Origin of the sequence: Kribbella sp. NPDC050459 (assembly GCF_040655315.1) — a bacterium.
Taxonomy (GTDB): Bacteria; Actinomycetota; Actinomycetes; order Propionibacteriales; family Kribbellaceae; genus Kribbella.
Genome location: NZ_JBFAJQ010000003.1, coordinates 829,615 through 847,651 on the forward strand (window position 1 = coordinate 829,615; position 18,037 = coordinate 847,651).

Here is an 18,037-nt window from a genome sequence, read left to right on the forward strand (position 1 = left end):
GGCGGGGATCTCCGGTGGTCAGGCTGGGAGCTGGGCCTCGATGGCGGTGACGATCTCGTCGGACTCCGGCTCGGTGCGGGGGCGGAAGCGGGCGGCGACGGTGCCCTCGGGGCTGAGGAGGAACTTCTCGAAGTTCCACTGGATGTCGCCGGCGTCGCCGTCGGCGTCGGGGGTCTGGGTGAGTTCGGCGTACAGCGGGTGCCGGTGGTCGCCGTTCACCTCGAGCTTGCCGAGCATCGGGAACGTCACGCCGTACGTCGTGGAGCAGAAGGTCTCGATCTCCTCGGCCGACCCGGGCTCCTGACCGCCGAACTGGTTGCACGGGGCGCCGAGCACGGTGAAGCCGCGGGACGCGTACTTCTCCTGCAGGTTCTCCAGGCCCTCGTACTGCGGCGTCAGACCGCACTTCGACGCCACGTTCACGACCAGAACGGCCTTGCCCTTGTACTCGCCGAGCGAGGTCGGCGCGCCGGACAGAGTGGTCAGCGGAATGTCGTACAGGCTCATGCTCATCCTTGGGAGGTTGGGAGGTGACGGGCAAGGAAGTCTTCGGTACGGCGCCAGGCCAGCGCGGACGCCTCGGCGTGGTGGAACATCGGCAGGGGGTTGTCGAACGCGTGACCGGCGCCGTCGTAGCGGTGGATCTCGGCGTCACCCAGCCCCGGCACCACCGCATCGACCTCCAGGTAGGCGTCGTTGTTGCCGAAGTGGTGCAGGCTCGTCGCTCGCACCTTCGGCGCGAGCTCGAGCAGCCCAGGCAGGGCAGAGCCGTAGTAGCTGACCAGGACGTCGGGCGACGACACCGCGGCCACGTTGAAGCCCAGTCCGCCGCCGAAGCAGAAGCCGACCACGCCGGTGCCCCGGCCGCGCGCCCGCAGCCGGTCCAGCACCGCGACAGCGTCCTTGACCGCCAGGTCCCAGTCGAGGCGGCCGACGATGCCCATCGCCCGTGGCAGCAGGTCCGGCGAGGACTCGTCCAGGTCGGTGTCGTCGAGGCGCCAGTAGATCTCGGGCGCGATCACGTAGTACCCGAGGGCGTGCAGATCCGCCGCACGGCGCCTGATGTAGTCGGAGACTCCGAAGATCTCCTGCAGCACAAGGATTCCAGGCGCCCCGGAATCAGCGGATCCCCACTCGTGGACTGGTATCTCCGACGTCACACAGTGAAGCGTACGACCTCAGGAGTAACCGGCTCCGTTGCGGGCTCGGGCGCTGGCTCGGGTACGGGCGCCGGCATCCACGCCGTCGTCTCCGCGATCGCGTCGACGAGCAGCTTGTAGAGCCGGTCGTCCGGATCCGTCACGCACGCCTGCGAGATGCCCTCGACCGCGCACGACACCGCGCGTGGCGCCGTCCGGCGGGCGAAGTCCGGGGTCGCACGGCGCGCGCGGGCGGTGAACGACCGCGCCCACTTGGTCGCCGACGGCACCGACTGCAGCACAGCGAGCGAATCCGGCTCGACGTCGTCGAGCGGCCTCCCGTCGAGCGCCGCCAGTTGCTTCTCCCCCACCAGCAGCGCGACGGCCAGGATGTACTGCCGTTCCTGCGAGACGACCGGCAGCGCGTGCTGGATGCAGCGCGCGGTCACCCGCGGTACGACGTGCGGGTCGTCCGGGGTCAGCCCGATCACCGACGGGATCAACGGAGCCAGGCGCGAGCGCCCGGCGTCCGTGGTGCAGTCGTTGACGTCGCGGGCGACGCCCGCGAGCAACGGATGCGTGCAGGACGGATGGTCCGACCACGGCTCACCGGCCAGGTAGGACGCGAACTCCATGAAGCAGGCACCCTTGCGTGGGTTCCGATGTTTCCCCCGGCTCAGGACCGGCACGGACAGATCAAAATTGTTCATGGAACAACTCCAGTAACGCGGACCTTGAACACAGCATGCGCTCATTCGCGCCGCTTTTCCACGGGTCACGCTTTTGTGAGCGGACCCACACGCGCGGCTACTTTGGCGGTTCTGTTACTCACGGGTAGCATCGGGGTAGCTTTCCCGACCCCAGAGGAGGGCCCTCGTGCCCCGTGAGATCCGCGATGTCGTGTACGTCGACGGCGTTCGCACCCCGTTCGGCAAGGCCAAGGGCCAGTACGCCGAGACCCGCGCCGACGACCTGGTGATCAAGTGCATCCGGGAGCTGCTGCGGCGCAACCCGGGCCTCCCCCCGGAGCGGGTGGACGAGGTCGCGATCGCGGCCACCACCCAGATCGGCGACCAGGGCCTGACCATCGGCCGGACCGCCGCGCTGCTGGCCGGCCTGCCGAACACCACGCCCGGCTACGCCATCGACCGGATGTGCGCCGGCGCGATGACCGCCGTCACCACCACCGCCGCCGGGATCGCGTTCGGCGCGTACGACGTGGTCGTGGCCGGCGGTGTCGAGCACATGGGCCGACACCCGATGGGCGAGGGCGTCGACCCGAACCCACGGATCATCGCCGAGAAGCTCGTCGACACCTCCGCGCTGGTGATGGGCTCCACCGCCGAGAACCTGCACGACCGGTACCCGGGCATCACCAAGGAGCGTGCCGACGCGTACGCCGTGGCGTCCCAGGAGAAGGCCGCCAAGGCCTACGCGAACGACCTGATCCAGCCGGACCTGGTGCCGGTCGCGACCCGGTCCGCCGAGCAGGGCTGGGGCTATGCCAGCACCGACGAGCCGATGCGCCCGGGGACCTCGCTCGAGGACCTGGCGGGCCTGAAGACGCCGTTCCGTCCGCACGGGCGGGTCACCGCCGGCAACTCGGCCGGTATCAACGACGGCGCGACCGCGTGTGTGCTGACGTCGGCGGAGACCGCCGAGGAACTCGGCCTCACCCCGAAGATGAAGCTGGTCTCGTACGCCTTCGCCGGGGTCGAGCCCGAGGTGATGGGCGAAGGCCCGATCCCCGCCACCGAGAAGGCGCTGCGGCTGGCCGGCCTGACCATCGACGACATCCAGGCCTTCGAGGTGAACGAGGCGTTCGCCGTGCAGGTGCTGGCGTTCCTGGAGCACTACGGCATCGCCGACGACGACCCGCGGGTGAACCCGTACGGCGGTGCGATCGCGTTCGGTCACCCGCTGGCGTCGTCCGGGGTCCGGCTGATGAACCAACTGGCCAAGCAGTTCGAGCAGCGCCCCGAGGTCCGCTACGGCCTCACCACCATGTGCGTCGGCCTCGGCATGGGCGGCACGGTCATCTGGGAGAACCCGAACTGGGAAGGTGCGGCCGCATGAGCCTGCAGGAACTGATCGACAGCGCTTCTGCTTTGTCGACCGACGAGGTCGTCACGCTCGCACATTCCCGGGACGTCGTACTGCCCGGCAAGGCCGGCACGATGGCGCTCATCACGCTGGACAACGGGCACGACCACACCAAGCCGAACACCTTCGGGCCCAAGGGTCTGGGGTCGTTGAACGCGGCTCTGGACGCGGCGCTCGCCCGCGACGAGATCGTCGCGATCGGCGTCACCGGCAAGCCGTTCATCCTGGCCGCGGGCGCCGACCTGACCGGCGTACCGAAGCTCACCGACCGGGAGCAGGCGCTCGCGCTCGGCAAGATCGGGCACGGCGTGATGCGCAAACTCGTGGACGGCGGCAAGCCGTCGTTCGCGTTCGTGAACGGCGTCGCGCTCGGCGGCGGGCTCGAGGTCGCGCTGCACGCCACCTACCGGACCGTCTCGACGGCCGCGGGGATGCTGTCGACGCCCGAGGTCTTCCTCGGGCTGATCCCGGGCTGGGGCGGCAACTTCCTGCTGCCGAACCTGATCGGCGCGGACAACGCGGTGAAGGTCGTCGTCGAGAACGCCCTCAACCAGAACAAGATGCTCAGCGGACCGGAGGCGGTGAAGCTCGGCATCGGCGACGTGCTGCTGGAGTCGGCGGACTTCCTCGAGCAGTCGCTGCTGTGGGCTTCGAAGGTCCTCACCGGTGCTGTCACGGTCGAGCGGCCTTCGGTAGACCGCGGCGACGCGTGGGACGCTGCCGTTGCCCGGGGCAAGGCCTTCGCCGACGTCAAGGTGAGTGGCGCGGCGCCCGCGCCGTACCGGGCGCTGGAGCTGATCGCGGCCGCTCGCGACAACGATCGGGACCGTGGGTTCGCGGCCGAGGACGAGGCACTCGCCGACCTCATCATGAGCGAGGAGCTGCGCAGCGGGCTGTACGCGTTCGACCTGGTGAACAAGCGGGCCAAGCGGCCGGCCGGTGCGCCGGACAAGTCGCTGGCGCGGCCCGTTTCCAAGGTCGGTGTCGTCGGTGCGGGTCTGATGGCGGGTCAGCTGGCGCTGCTGTTCGCGCGGCGGCTCGAGGTTCCCGTCGTACTCACCGATCTCGACCAGGAGCGGGTGGACCGCGGCGTCGGGTACGTGCACGGTGAGATCGACAAGCTGCTCGCGAAGGGCCGGGTGCGCCCGGACAAGGCGAACCAGCTGAAGGCGCTCGTCACCGGGTCGGTGGACAAGGGCGTGTTCGCCGACGCCGACTTCGTGATCGAGGCCGTGTTCGAGGAACTGCAACTGAAGAAGACGATCTTCGCCGACCTGGAGAAGATCGTCCGGCCGGACGCGATCCTGGCGACCAACACGTCGTCGTTGTCCGTGACCGAGATGGCCGCAGACCTGGAGCACCCGGAGCGGGTCGTCGGGTTCCACTTCTTCAACCCGGTCGCGGTGCTGCCGCTGCTGGAGATCGTCCGCGCGGACCGGACCGACGACGCCTCGCTCGCGACCGCGTTCGCCGTCGGCAAGCAGCTGAAGAAGTCCTGCGTGCTGGTGAAGGACGCACCGGCCTTCGTGGTGAACCGGCTGCTGACCCGCTTCCTCGGTGAGGTCAGCGCGGCGGTCGACGAGGGCACGCCGATCCCGGAAGCCGATCGCGCCCTGTCTGCGCTCGGGCTGCCGATGCCGCCGTTCGTCCTGCTGCAGTTGGTCGGGCTGCCGGTCGCGCTGCACGTCGCGGAGACCATGAACCGGGCGTACCCGGAGCGGTTCGCGGTGTCGGAGAACCTGGCCAAGGTCGTTGCCGCCGGCAAGAGCTCGTTCTACGTGTGGCCGGAGGGCAAGCCGGTCGTGGACCCGGAGGTCGAGGCGCTGGTGACGGTCGGCGACAACCCGTCCACCGCCGACGAGCTCCGCACCCGGGTGCTGACCGCGCTCGCCGAGGAGATCAAGATCATGCTCGACGAGGGCGTGGTCGCGGAAGCCCAGGACATCGACCTGTGCCTGCTCCTCGGCGCCGGCTGGCCCTTCCACCTCGGCGGCATCACGCCGTACCTGGACCGCACCGGCATCGCCGAAAAGGTCAACGGCACCCGCTTCCTCCCCCGAGGCGCAGCCAGCCTCGCCTGACAGACCTGCTGGGGGGCGGTACGGAGCCGGAAGCCCGCTCCGTCCCCCAGCAGCAGTACAGCAGAGATCTGGGTGGCTGACTCAGGTGCCCTGTAAGCCGTCCAGCCGCTAGCGGAATTGGGCCTCGCGAGTTGGTACACGCCAAGCCCCCGACGGCGTCGCAGTCCGAGAATGCCAAGCCCCCAGGGCTGTTGCGTTCACATCCAGGCGGCGCGACATCGCCAACGGACACCTAAACGCTCCCCCGCCGCCTCCCGAAGACATTCCCACGGCTTTCGGCGCCCAATAGCGCGGCACCCGCCGACACAACCCCGTACGCCGGATACACAGGGCACGCCAGGAACGCCGGTACCGCTCGAACGGCAGGAAAGGCGAGCACGCCGGCTACACCGGGCACCCGCACCGCAGGCACGCCCGGCACCGCAAGCACGCCCGGCACCGCAGGCGCGGCGGGAACGCCGCGCACCGCACGGCGGGCACGTCGGGCACATCAGACCCGGCAGGTACGGCGGGCGCCACCCCGGCACGGCAGCAACGCCCGACACCGGTACCTCGGGTCCGGCGGGCACCTTGAGTACGGCAGGCACGAGTACGGCACGCACCTCGAGTACGGCGGAGCACGACAGGCACCCCGAGTACGGCGGAGCACGACAGGGCACGGCGGGCGCCCCGCCACGGCAGGAACGCCCGGCACCGGCACCCCGGGTACGGCAGGCACCCCGGGTACGGCAGGCACCCCGGGTACGGCAGGCACCCCCGGCACGGCAGCGACGCCGGCACGGGCACCTCGGGTACGGCGGGCACCGCAGGGCATCGCAGGCACGCCGGTACCGCTCCAACGGCAGGAACGGCGGGCAGGCCGGCTACACCGGGCACCGCCGGCACGCCCGGCACCGCAGCCGCGGCGGGAACGCCGCGCACCGCACGGCAGGCACGGCACGCACGTCGGGCACCTCGGGCACGTCAGACCTGGCAGGTACGGCGGGCGCCACCCCGGCACGGCAGCAACGCCCGACACGGGCACCTCGGGTAGGGCAGGGGCGCGGCAGGGCACGGCGGGCGCCCCCCGGCACGGCAGCGACGCCCGGCATAGGCACCTCGGGTACGGCGGGCACCTTGAGTACGGCAGGCACGAGTACGGCAGGCACCCCGAGAACGGCGGGCGCCATCCCGGCACGGCGGCAACGCCTAACACGGGCACACCGGGTACGGCAGGCACCTCGGGTACGGCGGAGCACGACAGGGTACGGCGGGGTACGGCGGGCGCCGCGCCACGGCAGGAACGCCCGGCACCGGCACCCCGGGCACGGCAGGCACCCCCGGCAAGGGCACCTCGGGTACGGCGGGCAACTCGGGTGCGGCGGGTACTTCGGGTATGGCGGCTTCGGATTGGTTGGGCCATAGGACGGGCTATGTGCTGCCGGGGGGGTGGAAGGATTCGGCTCTCTCCTGATCCGTTGCAGCACAACAGCCTCCTGCCTGCATGCCTGCGGGTAGGAGGTTGTTGTGTTGTCCGGCGTCGACCGGTATCAGCCCGCGGCTGCAAAGGCGGCCGCTTGCTCGAGAGCAGCCTGGTCGGCGCGCCATCGCGAGCGACCGTCGATGATCTCCTCGCGGTCGGGTGGCTCGGCGTCCGGCGGCGCCGCACGTCCGGGTGGCTCGGCCTCCGGTGGCGCTGCACGTCCGGGTGGCTGGCCGTGTGGCGGTGCGGCGCGTCGGGCTCTGGTGAGGGTGGGTGCGGGTTCGGCCCAGCTGGGGCGGGCGACGTGGACGATGCCGTCGAGGATGGTGACGTGCCAGCGGCCCCTGTGCAGGTCGACGTGGTGGCGACGGCACAGCAGCGCCAGGTTGTCGACCTTGGTGTCGCCGCCGTCGATCCAGGAGATCAGGTGATGGGCGTCGCACATGATCGGCGGGGCCCCGCAGACGACGCAGCCGCGGTCGCGGGCGTCCAGCGCGCGGCGCATCGCCCCGGTGACCAGCCGCACGCGGCGGCCGACGTCGAGGGGTTCGGAGTTCGAGCCGAGCACCAGCGGGATGATGTTCGCGTCGCACGCCAGGCGCCGGATCGTGGCCGCGGACAGCCCGCCGCTGTAGACGGTGCGCCCGATCGCGTCCGCGGTGGCGGACCTGAGGTCTTCGAGGTCGATCGTGATGGTGATGTTCGCCTTCGCGCCGTGCCCGGCCACCCGACCGCCCGTGCCCGCGGCGGCAGCTGTGCCTGCGCTACCCGCGGTGGGTGCGGCGGTGTCCCATGCAGCGGCGGCGATGGTCAGCGCGGTGGACAGGGCGTCGGCCTGGCGCTTGTCGCGCGGGCGCGGGTCGTGTTCGCCGTCGATGGTCTTGTGCGGGCGGGCGCCGGCATGGACGACCGCGCGCAGGAGTTCGGCGTTCTCGTTGGCCAGGAACCCCTTGAACTTCACCCCGTTGTCCGCAGCCGAGAGCGTCAAGGAGTCGCGTTCATACGCCTTCAGCTCTTCCGGTTCGGGGCCGTCGGAGTCCAGCAGGTCGGCGATCTCCTTGGCGGCGGTGCGCAGTTCGCCGGGCGACAGGTGGCCGGCCAGCCCGACCAGCTGCTCCGCGGCCGCGTCCAGGTGTTCCACCGGCACCCGCGACCGGACCCGGTCGAGCGGGGACACGATCGCGGCCGCCTGCGCCGGCCGCAGCAACCAGCCATCACCACCACCGGCCCCGGATCCGCTGTCGTCGGATCGGTTGTCGTCGGGTGCGTCGGTGGGTGCGGAGGAGGCGGTGCGGTCGAGGGCGGCCGACACGGCCGGGTAGTGCGGGGCGGTCTGGGCGAGGCGGAGGGTGCGGCGGGCGGCCGGTGGGTCCAGGCGGTACCGGAAGCGCAGGAGTTCTGCGGTGTCGCGGGCGCCGAGCTCCTGGGCGTACCCGGTGGACTCGATCGCGGCGACCACGCTCAGCCGGTAGGCCTCCAGGCGGGCGAGCTCGGCCTCGACTGTGTCGAGAGTGGACAGCAGTTCGCCGCCACTCATCGACCACGCCGGCCGCTCGCCCAGGAGTTCCATGGCATCGACTCTAGACGGCGGCACCGACAGTTTCCGAGCCGGAATCCCCTTATTTTGTGGGCTGTTCGGGGGCCCACACCAGCAAACACCACGCGCCACCCGACGGCACCGATGTGGCGTTCGGACATGGGTGGGGCCTCCGCGATCGCCGTCTCGTCATGATCTAAGCGACGCGCGGTGGGCGATTCTGGAATCGTTGCTGGCGATCGCTGGGGCCACGTGGCGGGGCTGGCAAGGCCCGCGCGGGGCTGGTCGACGGTGTGCGGTTCAGGATCCGGGTCAGCCGTCCGATGGGTACGGCCCGTGGTGGCGGGCTTATGCGTTGTTCGCGTGCTGGCAGTTGGTCGGCGTGTCGGACGAACTCGAGCAGGCATTGATCGCCCCGGCTGACGCCGGCGGCAAGGCCGGCTGGCAGGTCTCGGTGGACTCCAGTACCGCCCAGGTCCCATTGCCCGCCGCGACAGCACCCACCGCGTGCCTGACGAGCCCGACGACGGCGCGCTCGGGCGATCGCGCCGAGGCTGGTCAACCAAGATCCAGTTGCTCTGCGAACGCGACCGGCAGGTGCTGGCGTTCGTGCTCACGGCCGGCCAGGCCGGCGACTCACCGCAGATGATCCCCGTCCTGCAACGAATCCGGGCCTCGCGGCCCGAGCGGGTGCTGGCAGACAAGGCCTACTCGTCACGCGCCAACCGCACCTACCTGGCCCGCCGAGGCATCAACGCCCTGAAAGACAAATGCCTCGTCGCGACGCGCTACTCGCCGACCTCCTCGCGATCCAGCCCCACGGGGTCGTGGCCGGGTGAGGTCGTGGTGTTTGCTGCGGTTGTACGGCGTACCGCGGTAGGTCAGCCTTTGAACTTCTTGGCTGCGGCCGCTAGTTGGGCGGGGGTCAGGCCGGTGTCCTTCTGGAGGGCTGACTCGCCCTGGGTCGACAGGTCGGCGTACAGGGTGGCCAGCTTCTTTTCGCCCAGTTTGTCGGCGAGGTAATCGACGATCCACCAGCTGGTGCCGTAGGCCAGGTCTGCGTCGCCGTCGAAGGTCGCGGTGCTGGGGAGGGACTTGAGCTTCGGCAGGTACGCCGTGCGGACGCGTTTGCGGTACGGGTCGACGGACCAGTGCGGGTCGTCCTCGATCGAGCGGCAGCGGACGTACTCCGCCAGGCCCTCGACCGCCCAGATCGGCGTGTTCATCCCGAGCGTCGCCGTCGCCACGTGCGTCATCTCGTGCACGAGCAGGTCCTTGTCGAGCCGCTTGCGCAACGCCGGGTTCACCACGATCCGGCTGCCGATCGGCCGCCCGACGGGCTTGCCCATCTGCTCGCCCTCGAACAGCGTGACGGCCTTCGCGGCGATCGTCCAGCCGTCGCCGCTGCCGGCTGTCCAGAGCGTCGACATCACCCGCACCTGCGGCATCGCGACGACCAGCACGGCGCCGTTCCACGGTCGCTTCCAGTGCCTGCGGACCGATTTCACGGCCTGATCCGCGGCCGCTGCGACCTTCTTGCCGAGCGCCGCCTCGCGCTTGTCGACGACCACGACGACCTTGCCCCGGCGGACGAGCTGGACCTCCTCGAAGTCCCACGGCTGCCGGTGCCCGGCCTCGGTCAGGGTCTCGTCGAACCCGGTGTCGTCGACCAGCACCCAGGTCCCGCCGCGCGGCACGAACGTGTATCCGAGGTCGGTCTGCACCGGCCGCGGGTCCAGCCCACCGATCTGGTACCGCATCATCACCCGCGTCGAGAACGCCGTCATCCCGAACTTCTCGACCAGCGCCGGCGAGTCCTGGAACGCGTCTGCGGTGAAGTACTGCAGCGTCGCGAACCCGAACTTCCGCAGGTTCGTGAACAGCAGCCGCTGACGGGCGACGAGCTCGGCCTGCTTTGGGTCCACGGGGGCCAGGAAACCCTTCAGGTCACCCTTCCGTACGGCGGCGGCCCGCCGGGCCAGAACGGCGTCGACCGCCTTCTTCCGCGCCGCCTGCTCGGCCGCGCTCAGCTCCCCCGGCGTCTTGCTCGCGGTGCCGGTCTTCGCCAGGACCGCGGTGGCCGGTACGCCGCCGTCCAGCGCCCGGACGGCGACCACCGCGCCGGACGCGGTCAGCGCCAGCGCGGCAACGCCTGCGAACAGGCGTTTCGGGTGTTTCATCGGTGCCCCCCTCGGACAGTCGGCTGATCCTAGCCGACTGCCCGAGGGCTGCGTTCAGGCTTTCTGTACCTCGCCGGTGCGCTGCTCCAGCCCGACCCGGCTCTTGCGGTAGCCGTAGGCGGCGTAGACCACGAAGCCGAGCACCATCCAGATCGCGAACCGCAGCCAGGTCTCCAGCGACAGGTTCAGCATCAGGTAGAAGCAGATCAGCGCCGCGAGGATCGGGATCACCGGGTTGCCCGGCACCCGGAACGAGCGCTCGATGTCGGGGCGGCTCTTGCGCAGCAGCGGCACCGCGATCGACACCAGGGTGAACGCGGCCAGCGTGCCGATGTTCACCATCTCCTCGAGCTTGCCGATCGGGGTCACGCCGGCGACGATCGCGACGACCACGCCGATGCCGATCGTCAGGCGGTACGGCGTACCCCACTTGGCGTGCGTCTTGCCGAGTTGCCGGGGCATCAGGTGGTCGCGGCTCATCGCGAACACGACCCGCGCGGCACCGATCATCAGGGTCAGCACGACGGTGGTCAGACCGGCCACCGCACCGGCGGAGATCAGCGTCGCGAAACCGCCCCGGCCGACGGACCGGAACGCCTCGGCCAATGCAGCCTCACCGCTGATGTCGGTGTAGTTCACCATGCCGGTGATGACGATGCAGACCAGCACGTACAGCACCGTGCAGATGGCCAGCGACCCGATGATGCCGCGGGGCAGGTCGCGCTGCGGGTTCTTCGCCTCCTCGGCGGTGGTCGCGACCACGTCGAACCCGATGAACGCGAAGAACACCAGCGACGCGCCCGACACCAGGCCCATCACGCCGAACGTCGAGGGTGTGAAGCCGAACAGGGCCTGGAACAGCGGCGTCGTGATCGTGACGTCGCCGTTCTCGGCCGGCACGCTGGGCGGGATGAAGGGCGTCAGGTTCGAGCCCTTGATGTAGAACAGGCCGGCGACGATCACGAACAGCACCACGAACAGCTTGATCGCAACGAGCACCAGGTTGACCCGCAGCGACTCCTTGATACCGATCGTCGCGAGTGTCGCCAGCACCAGGACCAGCAGCATCGCGAGCACGTTGACGTTGCTGTCCGGCCCGATCGAGGACGGCCAGCCCAGTCCGATCTGTTCCAGGAACAAGGCGGCGTACGTCGACCAGCCCTGCGCCACGACGCTTGCCCCGAGCATCAACTCGAGCAGCAGGTCCCAGCCGATGATCCAGGCGAAGATCTCACCGAGGGAGAAGTACGAGAACGTGTACGCGGACCCCGACACCGGGACGGTCGACGAGAACTCGGCGTAGCACAACGCGGCCAGTGCGCAGCAGACGGCGGCCAGCACGAAGGACAGTGCGATGCCCGGTCCGGCGTACAGCTTGGCCGCGCGGCCGGTCAGGGTGAAGATGCCGGCACCGATGATGACACCGATACCGAAGACGGTCAGGTCGACCGCGGTGAGGCGTTTCTTGAGCTGGTACTCCGGTTCGTCGGTGTCGGCGATCGACTGCTCGATCGTCTTCTTCCGCACAAGACTCATCTGGCGCCTCCTCGAGGTGGACGGAACCCTTCGAGCCTGTACCTCTGACCGGGTGAGGTCAAACCGCCACTCAGCGTTGCGGCTCGTATGTTGTCAGCGACGTCCACAGCGTCGCCTCGGTGAGCCCCGTACGGCTCAGCAGGATGCGGTCGCGGGCGGCCTGGTCGGTGCCGTTGCGGGCCATGTCCTCGTACAGTTCCTCGACCTTGCCGAGACCGATCCGCCGCACCAGGTACCGGACGGCCAGCCAGCTCACGCCGTACACGTCGGCGGAGTTCTGGTAGAAGCCGGCGTCGCTGGGCAGCGAGCTCAGCTGCGGCAGCGCCTCGTCGACGACCTCCTGCTCCCACTTGCCGACCTCGCCGGCTCCGCTGACCGCCTCGATACCGCTCCAGGACACGTACTCCGCGGCGCCTTCGGCCAGCCACAGCGGTTCGTACCCGCCGAGGTCCGCGGTCGCGACGTGGGTGATCTCGTGCGACAGCAGGATCTCGTCGACCCGGTCGCGCTCGTTCGGGTTGACCACGATGTACCCGCCGGCGACCGTACCGTCGGCCGTCTCCTGACCGGGCAGCGAGGAGAACGTCGTACCGGTGCTGGCCGCGGACTCGATGTCCTCGTCGGCGAACCTGGCGTCGCGGACCTCGGTCTCGTCGAGCGCGATCACGAACACCGACCCGCTCCACCGCAGCGGCCAGTACGCCGCGACCTCGCCGAGGCCCTCGGTCGCCTCGGCGACGATCGCCCGGCCGCGCGCCGTGTCGCCCTTCTCGACGACGACCAGGACGCGCGGCCCGCGCTGCACCTCGATCCGGCCGAGGTCCCAGGCCTCCCGGTGCGCGCCCGGCCCGAGGTCGGAGTCCAGCTCGTCGTCGGCGGTGATCAGCCAGCGGCCGCCGCGGGCGACGAAGGTGTAGCCGAGCTCGGTCGTCACCGGCGTGAAGTCGACCTTCTGGATCTGGTACCGCATCAGCACCCGGACCAGGTACGTCGTGCTGCCGTGGGCCTTGAGCACCGCCGGGTTGAACCGCTCCTCGGCCTGGCTGTAGCCGATCTCGGTGAAGCCCATCTCGACCAGATTCGCGAACAGGACCTTCTGCTCGGCGCGGAGCTTCTTGTTCGCGGGGTCGACGTCGGCCAGGAACAACGCCTCGTTGCCGGTCTGCACGGCCTGCGCGCGGCGCAGCAGCACGGTGTCGACGGCGACCCGGCGGGCGGCGACGGCGGCGGCGATCCGGGACGGCTTGGTGCCCGTCGCCGGCGGCGGGGCCGGGGTCGCGGTGCGGGTGGCGGCCACCCGCTCGCGGGCGTCCTGCTCGCGCTGTTCAACGGTGTACACGACGCCGCCCGACACCAGGGCAACCGCCACCAGCAGACCCAGCCAGCGGCGGGGTCCTGGCGGACCGGACTTGGGCGTCGTCGCACTCACTTCGGGTCGTTCCCTCCGAGTACCCGGGTGGTCGCAGCCGGGCCACCCTACTCGACGCCGGGCGGTTACGCTGCCGCAGCAGCCTTCAAGGCGCGGAAAAGTCCCGCTTCCGTCATCCCGACGTGCTCGAGCATGATCCGGTCGCGCTCCTTCTGGCTCGACCCGAGCGCGGCCAGCTCGCGGTACAGCGTGCCGACCTCGACCCCGCCGAACCGCGTGAACAGGTAGTCGAGCGCCAGCCAGGACAACGGGTACGAGCTGTCGGCGCGCGCGAAGAACGTGTCGTCGGTGGGCAGGCTCGTCGCCTTCGCGAGGTACTTCGTCCGCACGTCCAGCCGGTACTGCGGGATCGCCAGGGGTTTCTGCCCGTCCATCGGCAGGAACTCGACGTACGTCGCGGCGCCTTCGACCATCCAGCGCGGGGCGTACGGGCCGTACGGCGCGGTGGCGACGTGGGTGAACTCGTGGGCCAGGGTGCGGGCGTCGACCTTGGCGCGGTTGTGCGGGTTCACCACGACGTACGAATCGGTCCGCTGGCCCTCGCCGGTGACCTCGCCGGGCAGCGTGCGGTACACCCAGGTCGCCATCGCGAGCGCGTCCTCGGCGTTCTTCGGCTGCGTGTAGTCGGCGCCGCGGACGATCTTGTCGTCGAGCGCGATCACCACGCCGGAGCCGTTCCAGCCGCCGGGCCAGTTCTTCGAGACCGCCTGCACCGCGCTGCCCGACATCGCGGCCAGCTTGTCCGCGAGAGCCTCCTGGCCCTGCTCCACGACGACGAGGACGCGCGGCTCACGCTTGACCAGGACCGGGCCGAAGTCCCAGGCCTCCTGGTGCGAGCCGCGCGGCAAACGCTTGTCCAGATCGGAGTCGGAGACGAGCACCCAGGTGCCGTTCGAGCGCTGGGTGAACGTGTAGCCGAGCATCGCGCGCACCGGGACCAGGTCGATGGCGCGGATCTGGTAGGTCATCGCGACGGCGACCAGGTACGTCGACGGGCCGTACTTCTGGGCGATCGTGTCGTCGTACTGCTGGGCCAGCTGCTGGTAGGCGAGCTTCGCGAAGCCGAACTGGCGAAGGTTCGTGAACAGCGTGCGCTGGCTCGCGACCAGCCGCTTGTCGCCGGCGTCGACATCGGCGACGAACGCCTGCTCGTTGCCGGTCAGTACAGCCTGCGCACGGCGTTTCAGGACCGCGTCGACGGCCGCCGCCCGCGCGGCCTGGTCGACCGTCGGCGTGCTCGTGGCCGGGTTGGCAACGCGATCGCCGGCCTGGCTCGACCGATGCAGGGCGAGGCCGCCGGCCACCGCAATCGCCACCAGGACGAACGACAGCAGCAGCGGCCAGACCCGCGATCGCCGGCGCGCGGCAGCGTGTCTGCTGTGCCGCCCTGGCTCGGCCATGGGCCGTTAGGCGTTACCCGGACGGCCGCGGGCCGGATCCGGCTCGTTGAGCGCGTGGCCGTGCTGGCGCGTGAGCTGCTCGGTGATCTCCCGCGCCACCTCCTGGCCGGTGAGCCCGATCTCCTGCAGGACAGCGGCCCGCTTGGCGTGGTCGAGGAACTGCTGCGGGATGCCGAAGTCGCGCAGCGGGGTCTTCACACCCCCGTCGCGCAGCGCCTGGGCGATCATCGTGCCGCAGCCGCCGGCGCGGCCGTTGTCCTCGATCGTGGCGACCAGCTCGAACTCCCCGGCCAGCTCGATCAGCTCGGGCGGCACCGGCTTCACCCAGCGCGGGTCGACCACGGTGACGCCGAATCCGTGCGCCTCGAGCCGCTGCGCCACCTCCATCGCGGTCGCGGCCATGGCGCCGATCCCGACGAGCAGCACGTCCTTGCCGGTCCGCCGCAGGATGTCGAGCTGCCCGATCCGGTCGATCGCCTCGATGTCCGGGAACACCTCGCCCTTCGCGTACCGCAGGACGGTCGGGGCGTCGTCGACGTCGACGGCCTCGTTGAGGAGCTCCTGGACGCGCTTGCCGTCCCGCGGCGCGGCGAGCCGCAGGCCGGGCACGACCTGCAGGATCGACATGTCCCACATGCCGTTGTGGCTCGCCCCGTCGTCACCGGTGACACCGGCCCGGTCGAGCACGAACGTGACACCGCACCTGTGCAGCGCGACGTCGAGCAGGAGCTGGTCGAACGCCCGGTTGAGGAACGTGGCGTACAGGCCGACGACCGGGTGCATGCCGCCCATCGCCAGACCGGCCGCGCTGGTCACCGCGTGCTGCTCGGCGATGCCGACGTCGAAGGTGCGGTCCGGGAACTCGTCGGCGAACGCGGCCAGGCCGGTCGGGTGCAGCATCGCGGCGGTGATCGCGACCACGTCCGGGCGGCGGTGGCCGATCTTCACCAGCTCGTCGGAGAACACGTCCGTCCAGCCGCGCGGCTTGTTCGCCGGGCGGATCTGGTGGAAGTTGTCCTCCTCGTCCTGCTCGGCGGCGGCGTATCCGTAGCCCTTCTTGGTGACCGCATGCACGATCACCGGGCCGCCGAACGACTTGGCGTTGCGCAGCGCGTCCTCGAGGGCTTGCCGGTCGTGGCCGTCGACGGGGCCGACGTACTTGAGGCCGAGGTCCTCGAACATGCCCTGCGGGGCCAGCATGTCCTTCAGCCCCTTCTTGATGCCGTGCAGCACCTCGTACATCGGCGGGCCGACGTACGGCGTGCGGCCGAGGTTCTTCTTGATCAGGTCGAGGATCTTCTCGTACCGCGGGTTGGTGCGGAGGCTGGTCAGGTGCGTCGCCAGGCCGCCGACGGTCGGGCTGTACGAGCGGCCGTTGTCGTTGACGATGACGACGAGCTTCAGGTCCTTGGCGGCGGCGATGTTGTTCAGCGCCTCCCAGGCCATCCCGCCGGTCAGGCCGCCGTCGCCGATCAGCGCGACGACGTGCCGGTCCTCCTTGCGCAGGCGGTACGCCTTGGCGAGCCCGTCGGCGTACGACAGCGCGGTCGAGGCGTGGCTGTTCTCGACGACGTCGTGCTCGGACTCGGCGTGGCTCGGGTACCCGGACAGGCCGCCTTGCTGACGGAGCGTGCCGAACTCGCCGGCGCGGCCGGTGAGCAGCTTGTGCACATACGTCTGGTGGCCGGTGTCGTAGACCAGGCGGTCGCGTGGCGAGTCGAACACGCGGTGCATCGCGAGCGTGATCTCGACCATGCCGAGGTTCGGGCCGAGGTGACCACCGGTCCGGGACACGGTCTCGACCAGCACGTCCCTGATCTCCGCCGCCAGATCAGTCAACTGCTGATCGGTCAGCTTCCTCAGGTCGGCCGGCCCTCCCAGCGTCTCCAGCACGCGCATCGAGCTCCTCCCGCGGGTCGTCCTCGAATACTTGAGTCTATGCATCCCGCGCCCGGAATCCGAACTCGGCAACGGCCTTCCCGGTCGTCCCGGGCAATCTCACCTTCCAGGACGCCGCCCGGGTGCGCCAGGTTCGAACGTGTGGCTCGTCTCACCTAGGGTGATCGCGTGGAGATGGTGACGACGTTGTTCCGGAAGTACGACGGGCAGCCGCATCGTCTGGTCGAGGCGATCCGGCTCGGCGAGGACGAGTACGGCCTGTGGGTCGGCTCGGTCCCCGGGACGCAGGGCCGGCGCGCCGACGGCAGTTGGCAGACGATCGACCATCACCGTGTCCGCCTGTTCCCGCACGGTCAGTGGTGGAGCGCCCTGTTCAACGACACGCCGCACCAGACCGCGATCTACTGCGACATCACCATGCCGCCCGAGTTCGGCGTCGACTCGGTCACCGCCGTCGACCTGGACCTCGACATCCGCCTGCTCCGCGACGGCACCGTCCGCGTGATGGACGAGGACGAGTTCCGCGACCACCAGATCCGCTACCACTACCCGCCCCAGGTGATCGCCACCGCCCAGGCCACCTGCAACCACCTGGCCGCCACCATCACCACCACAGAACCCTTCCTGACCGCCTACAAGCCGTACCTGGAGCAGGTCCGCGCCCTGTCCGAAGACTGAGCGGTTGAGGTGACCGGCCCCCAGGGCTAGGAGCCCCCCTGAGCCCTCGAGGGCCGATCACGATGACGACCTAGGGCCGACATCCCACCATGCTCGGTCGCTGTCGGCGACGGGTCCACCGCTGACAGCAAAATTGCAGGAAGTTGCAGTGCTGCCGAGCGCGGCGGCGGGCTCGCGGATGAATATGCTGCGGCGGTGGGGATCACGGTGACGATCATTGACGTGTCGGGGGCAGGGCGGGTCGGGGCGACGACCCTGCTGGAGGGGATCTCGAGCCGGACGACGCTGCGCGATCTCGTGCGGACGCGGGTCCGGGACGAGGTGGCGCGCTTCAACGCCGCGCCGCAGCCGATCTTCCGGGGACTGGTGATGCCCGAGGGCGGGTCGCCGGCCGAGGACGGGTTCCGGGTGCCTCGGCAGCGGCAGCTCGACTGGGAGCGGCAGGCCGATCGGGCGATCGAGGCGTTCGGAAGGAACGGGTTCTTCGTGCTCGTGGACGACCGGCAGGTGACCGGGCTCGACGAGGAACTCGAGCTGACCGCGGACACGGACATCCGCTTCGTCCGCCTGGTCCAGCTGGTCGGCGGCTGAGC

The 18,037-nt window shown here is 70.2% G+C and carries 13 protein-coding genes and 1 pseudogene; 5 read left to right on the plus strand and 9 right to left on the minus strand.

Annotated features, from left to right (window positions below; genetic code table 11):
• Positions 1-18: 18 nt before the first annotated feature.
• Genes AB0I12_RS15200 through AB0I12_RS15210 form a run of 3 tightly spaced genes read right to left on the minus strand, consistent with a single transcriptional unit; the run spans position 19 to position 1,774 of the window.
• Positions 19-507 (minus strand): glutathione peroxidase, encoded by a 489-nt coding sequence (locus AB0I12_RS15200; RefSeq protein ID WP_359929768.1) that lies wholly within the window; start codon positions 505-507, stop codon positions 19-21.
• 2 nt (positions 508-509) lie between these two features.
• Positions 510-1,160, minus strand: a complete 651-nt coding sequence (locus tag AB0I12_RS15205; RefSeq protein ID WP_359929447.1) for a dienelactone hydrolase family protein — start codon at positions 1,158-1,160, stop codon at positions 510-512.
• A complete protein-coding gene (locus AB0I12_RS15210) occupies positions 1,157-1,774 on the minus strand; it encodes a hypothetical protein (RefSeq protein ID WP_359929449.1) in 618 nt (205 codons plus the stop codon). Before AB0I12_RS15210 ends, AB0I12_RS15205 begins: the two co-directional genes overlap by 4 nt.
• 241 nt (positions 1,775-2,015) lie before the next feature.
• Between AB0I12_RS15210 and AB0I12_RS15215 the strand changes: the two genes are divergently transcribed.
• Together AB0I12_RS15215 and AB0I12_RS15220 are read left to right on the plus strand one after the other, a co-directional pair.
• Entirely contained in the window at positions 2,016-3,215 is a 1,200-nt protein-coding gene (locus AB0I12_RS15215; protein WP_359929451.1) for an acetyl-CoA C-acyltransferase, read from the plus strand.
• The gene (locus tag AB0I12_RS15220) at positions 3,212-5,323 is read left to right on the plus strand and encodes a 3-hydroxyacyl-CoA dehydrogenase NAD-binding domain-containing protein (RefSeq protein WP_359929453.1); all 2,112 of its coding nucleotides are present in this window, start codon (positions 3,212-3,214) and stop codon (positions 5,321-5,323) included. Before AB0I12_RS15215 ends, AB0I12_RS15220 begins: the two co-directional genes overlap by 4 nt.
• 1,529 nt (positions 5,324-6,852) lie before the next feature.
• On the opposite strand, the gene AB0I12_RS15225 is transcribed toward AB0I12_RS15220, so the two are convergent.
• Entirely contained in the window at positions 6,853-8,355 is a 1,503-nt protein-coding gene (locus tag AB0I12_RS15225; RefSeq protein ID WP_359929455.1) for a DUF222 domain-containing protein, read from the minus strand.
• Positions 8,356-8,856: 501 nt separating this feature from the next.
• Between AB0I12_RS15225 and AB0I12_RS15230 the strand changes: the two are divergent.
• A pseudogene (locus AB0I12_RS15230) lies at positions 8,857-9,075 on the plus strand (transposase); the annotation flags it as partial.
• A 128-nt stretch (positions 9,076-9,203) separates the two neighbouring features.
• On the opposite strand, the gene AB0I12_RS15235 reads toward AB0I12_RS15230, so the two are convergent.
• The 5 genes from AB0I12_RS15235 to dxs form a co-directional block, all read right to left on the minus strand.
• The gene (locus AB0I12_RS15235; protein ID WP_359929457.1) at positions 9,204-10,502 is read right to left on the minus strand and encodes a hypothetical protein; all 1,299 of its coding nucleotides are present in this window, start codon (positions 10,500-10,502) and stop codon (positions 9,204-9,206) included.
• Between the two features lie 54 nt (positions 10,503-10,556).
• Complete coding sequence (locus tag AB0I12_RS15240) at positions 10,557-12,038, minus strand: amino acid permease (protein ID WP_359929459.1); 1,482 nt, start codon at positions 12,036-12,038, stop codon at positions 10,557-10,559.
• A 70-nt stretch (positions 12,039-12,108) separates the two neighbouring features.
• On the minus strand, positions 12,109-13,467 hold the full coding sequence (locus AB0I12_RS15245) for a hypothetical protein (protein WP_359929461.1): 1,359 nt from the start codon (positions 13,465-13,467) through the stop codon (positions 12,109-12,111).
• A 65-nt stretch (positions 13,468-13,532) separates the two neighbouring features.
• On the minus strand, positions 13,533-14,867 hold the full coding sequence (locus AB0I12_RS15250; RefSeq protein ID WP_359929463.1) for a hypothetical protein: 1,335 nt from the start codon (positions 14,865-14,867) through the stop codon (positions 13,533-13,535).
• Positions 14,868-14,873: 6 nt separating this feature from the next.
• Positions 14,874-16,766, minus strand: coding sequence for a 1-deoxy-D-xylulose-5-phosphate synthase (dxs, locus tag AB0I12_RS15255; protein WP_359929465.1), 1,893 nt, complete (start codon positions 16,764-16,766; stop codon positions 14,874-14,876).
• 174 nt (positions 16,767-16,940) lie between these two features.
• On the opposite strand from dxs, the gene AB0I12_RS15260 reads away from it, so the two are divergent.
• Both AB0I12_RS15260 and AB0I12_RS15265 read left to right on the plus strand, forming a co-directional pair.
• Positions 16,941-17,444 carry a DUF402 domain-containing protein gene (locus AB0I12_RS15260; RefSeq protein WP_359929769.1) on the plus strand — a complete coding sequence of 168 codons (504 nt, stop codon included), beginning with the start codon at positions 16,941-16,943 and terminating at the stop codon, positions 17,442-17,444.
• 195 nt (positions 17,445-17,639) lie between these two features.
• The gene (locus tag AB0I12_RS15265) at positions 17,640-18,035 is read left to right on the plus strand and encodes a hypothetical protein (RefSeq protein WP_359929467.1); all 396 of its coding nucleotides are present in this window, start codon (positions 17,640-17,642) and stop codon (positions 18,033-18,035) included.
• The last annotated feature ends 2 nt before the right edge of the window (positions 18,036-18,037 follow it).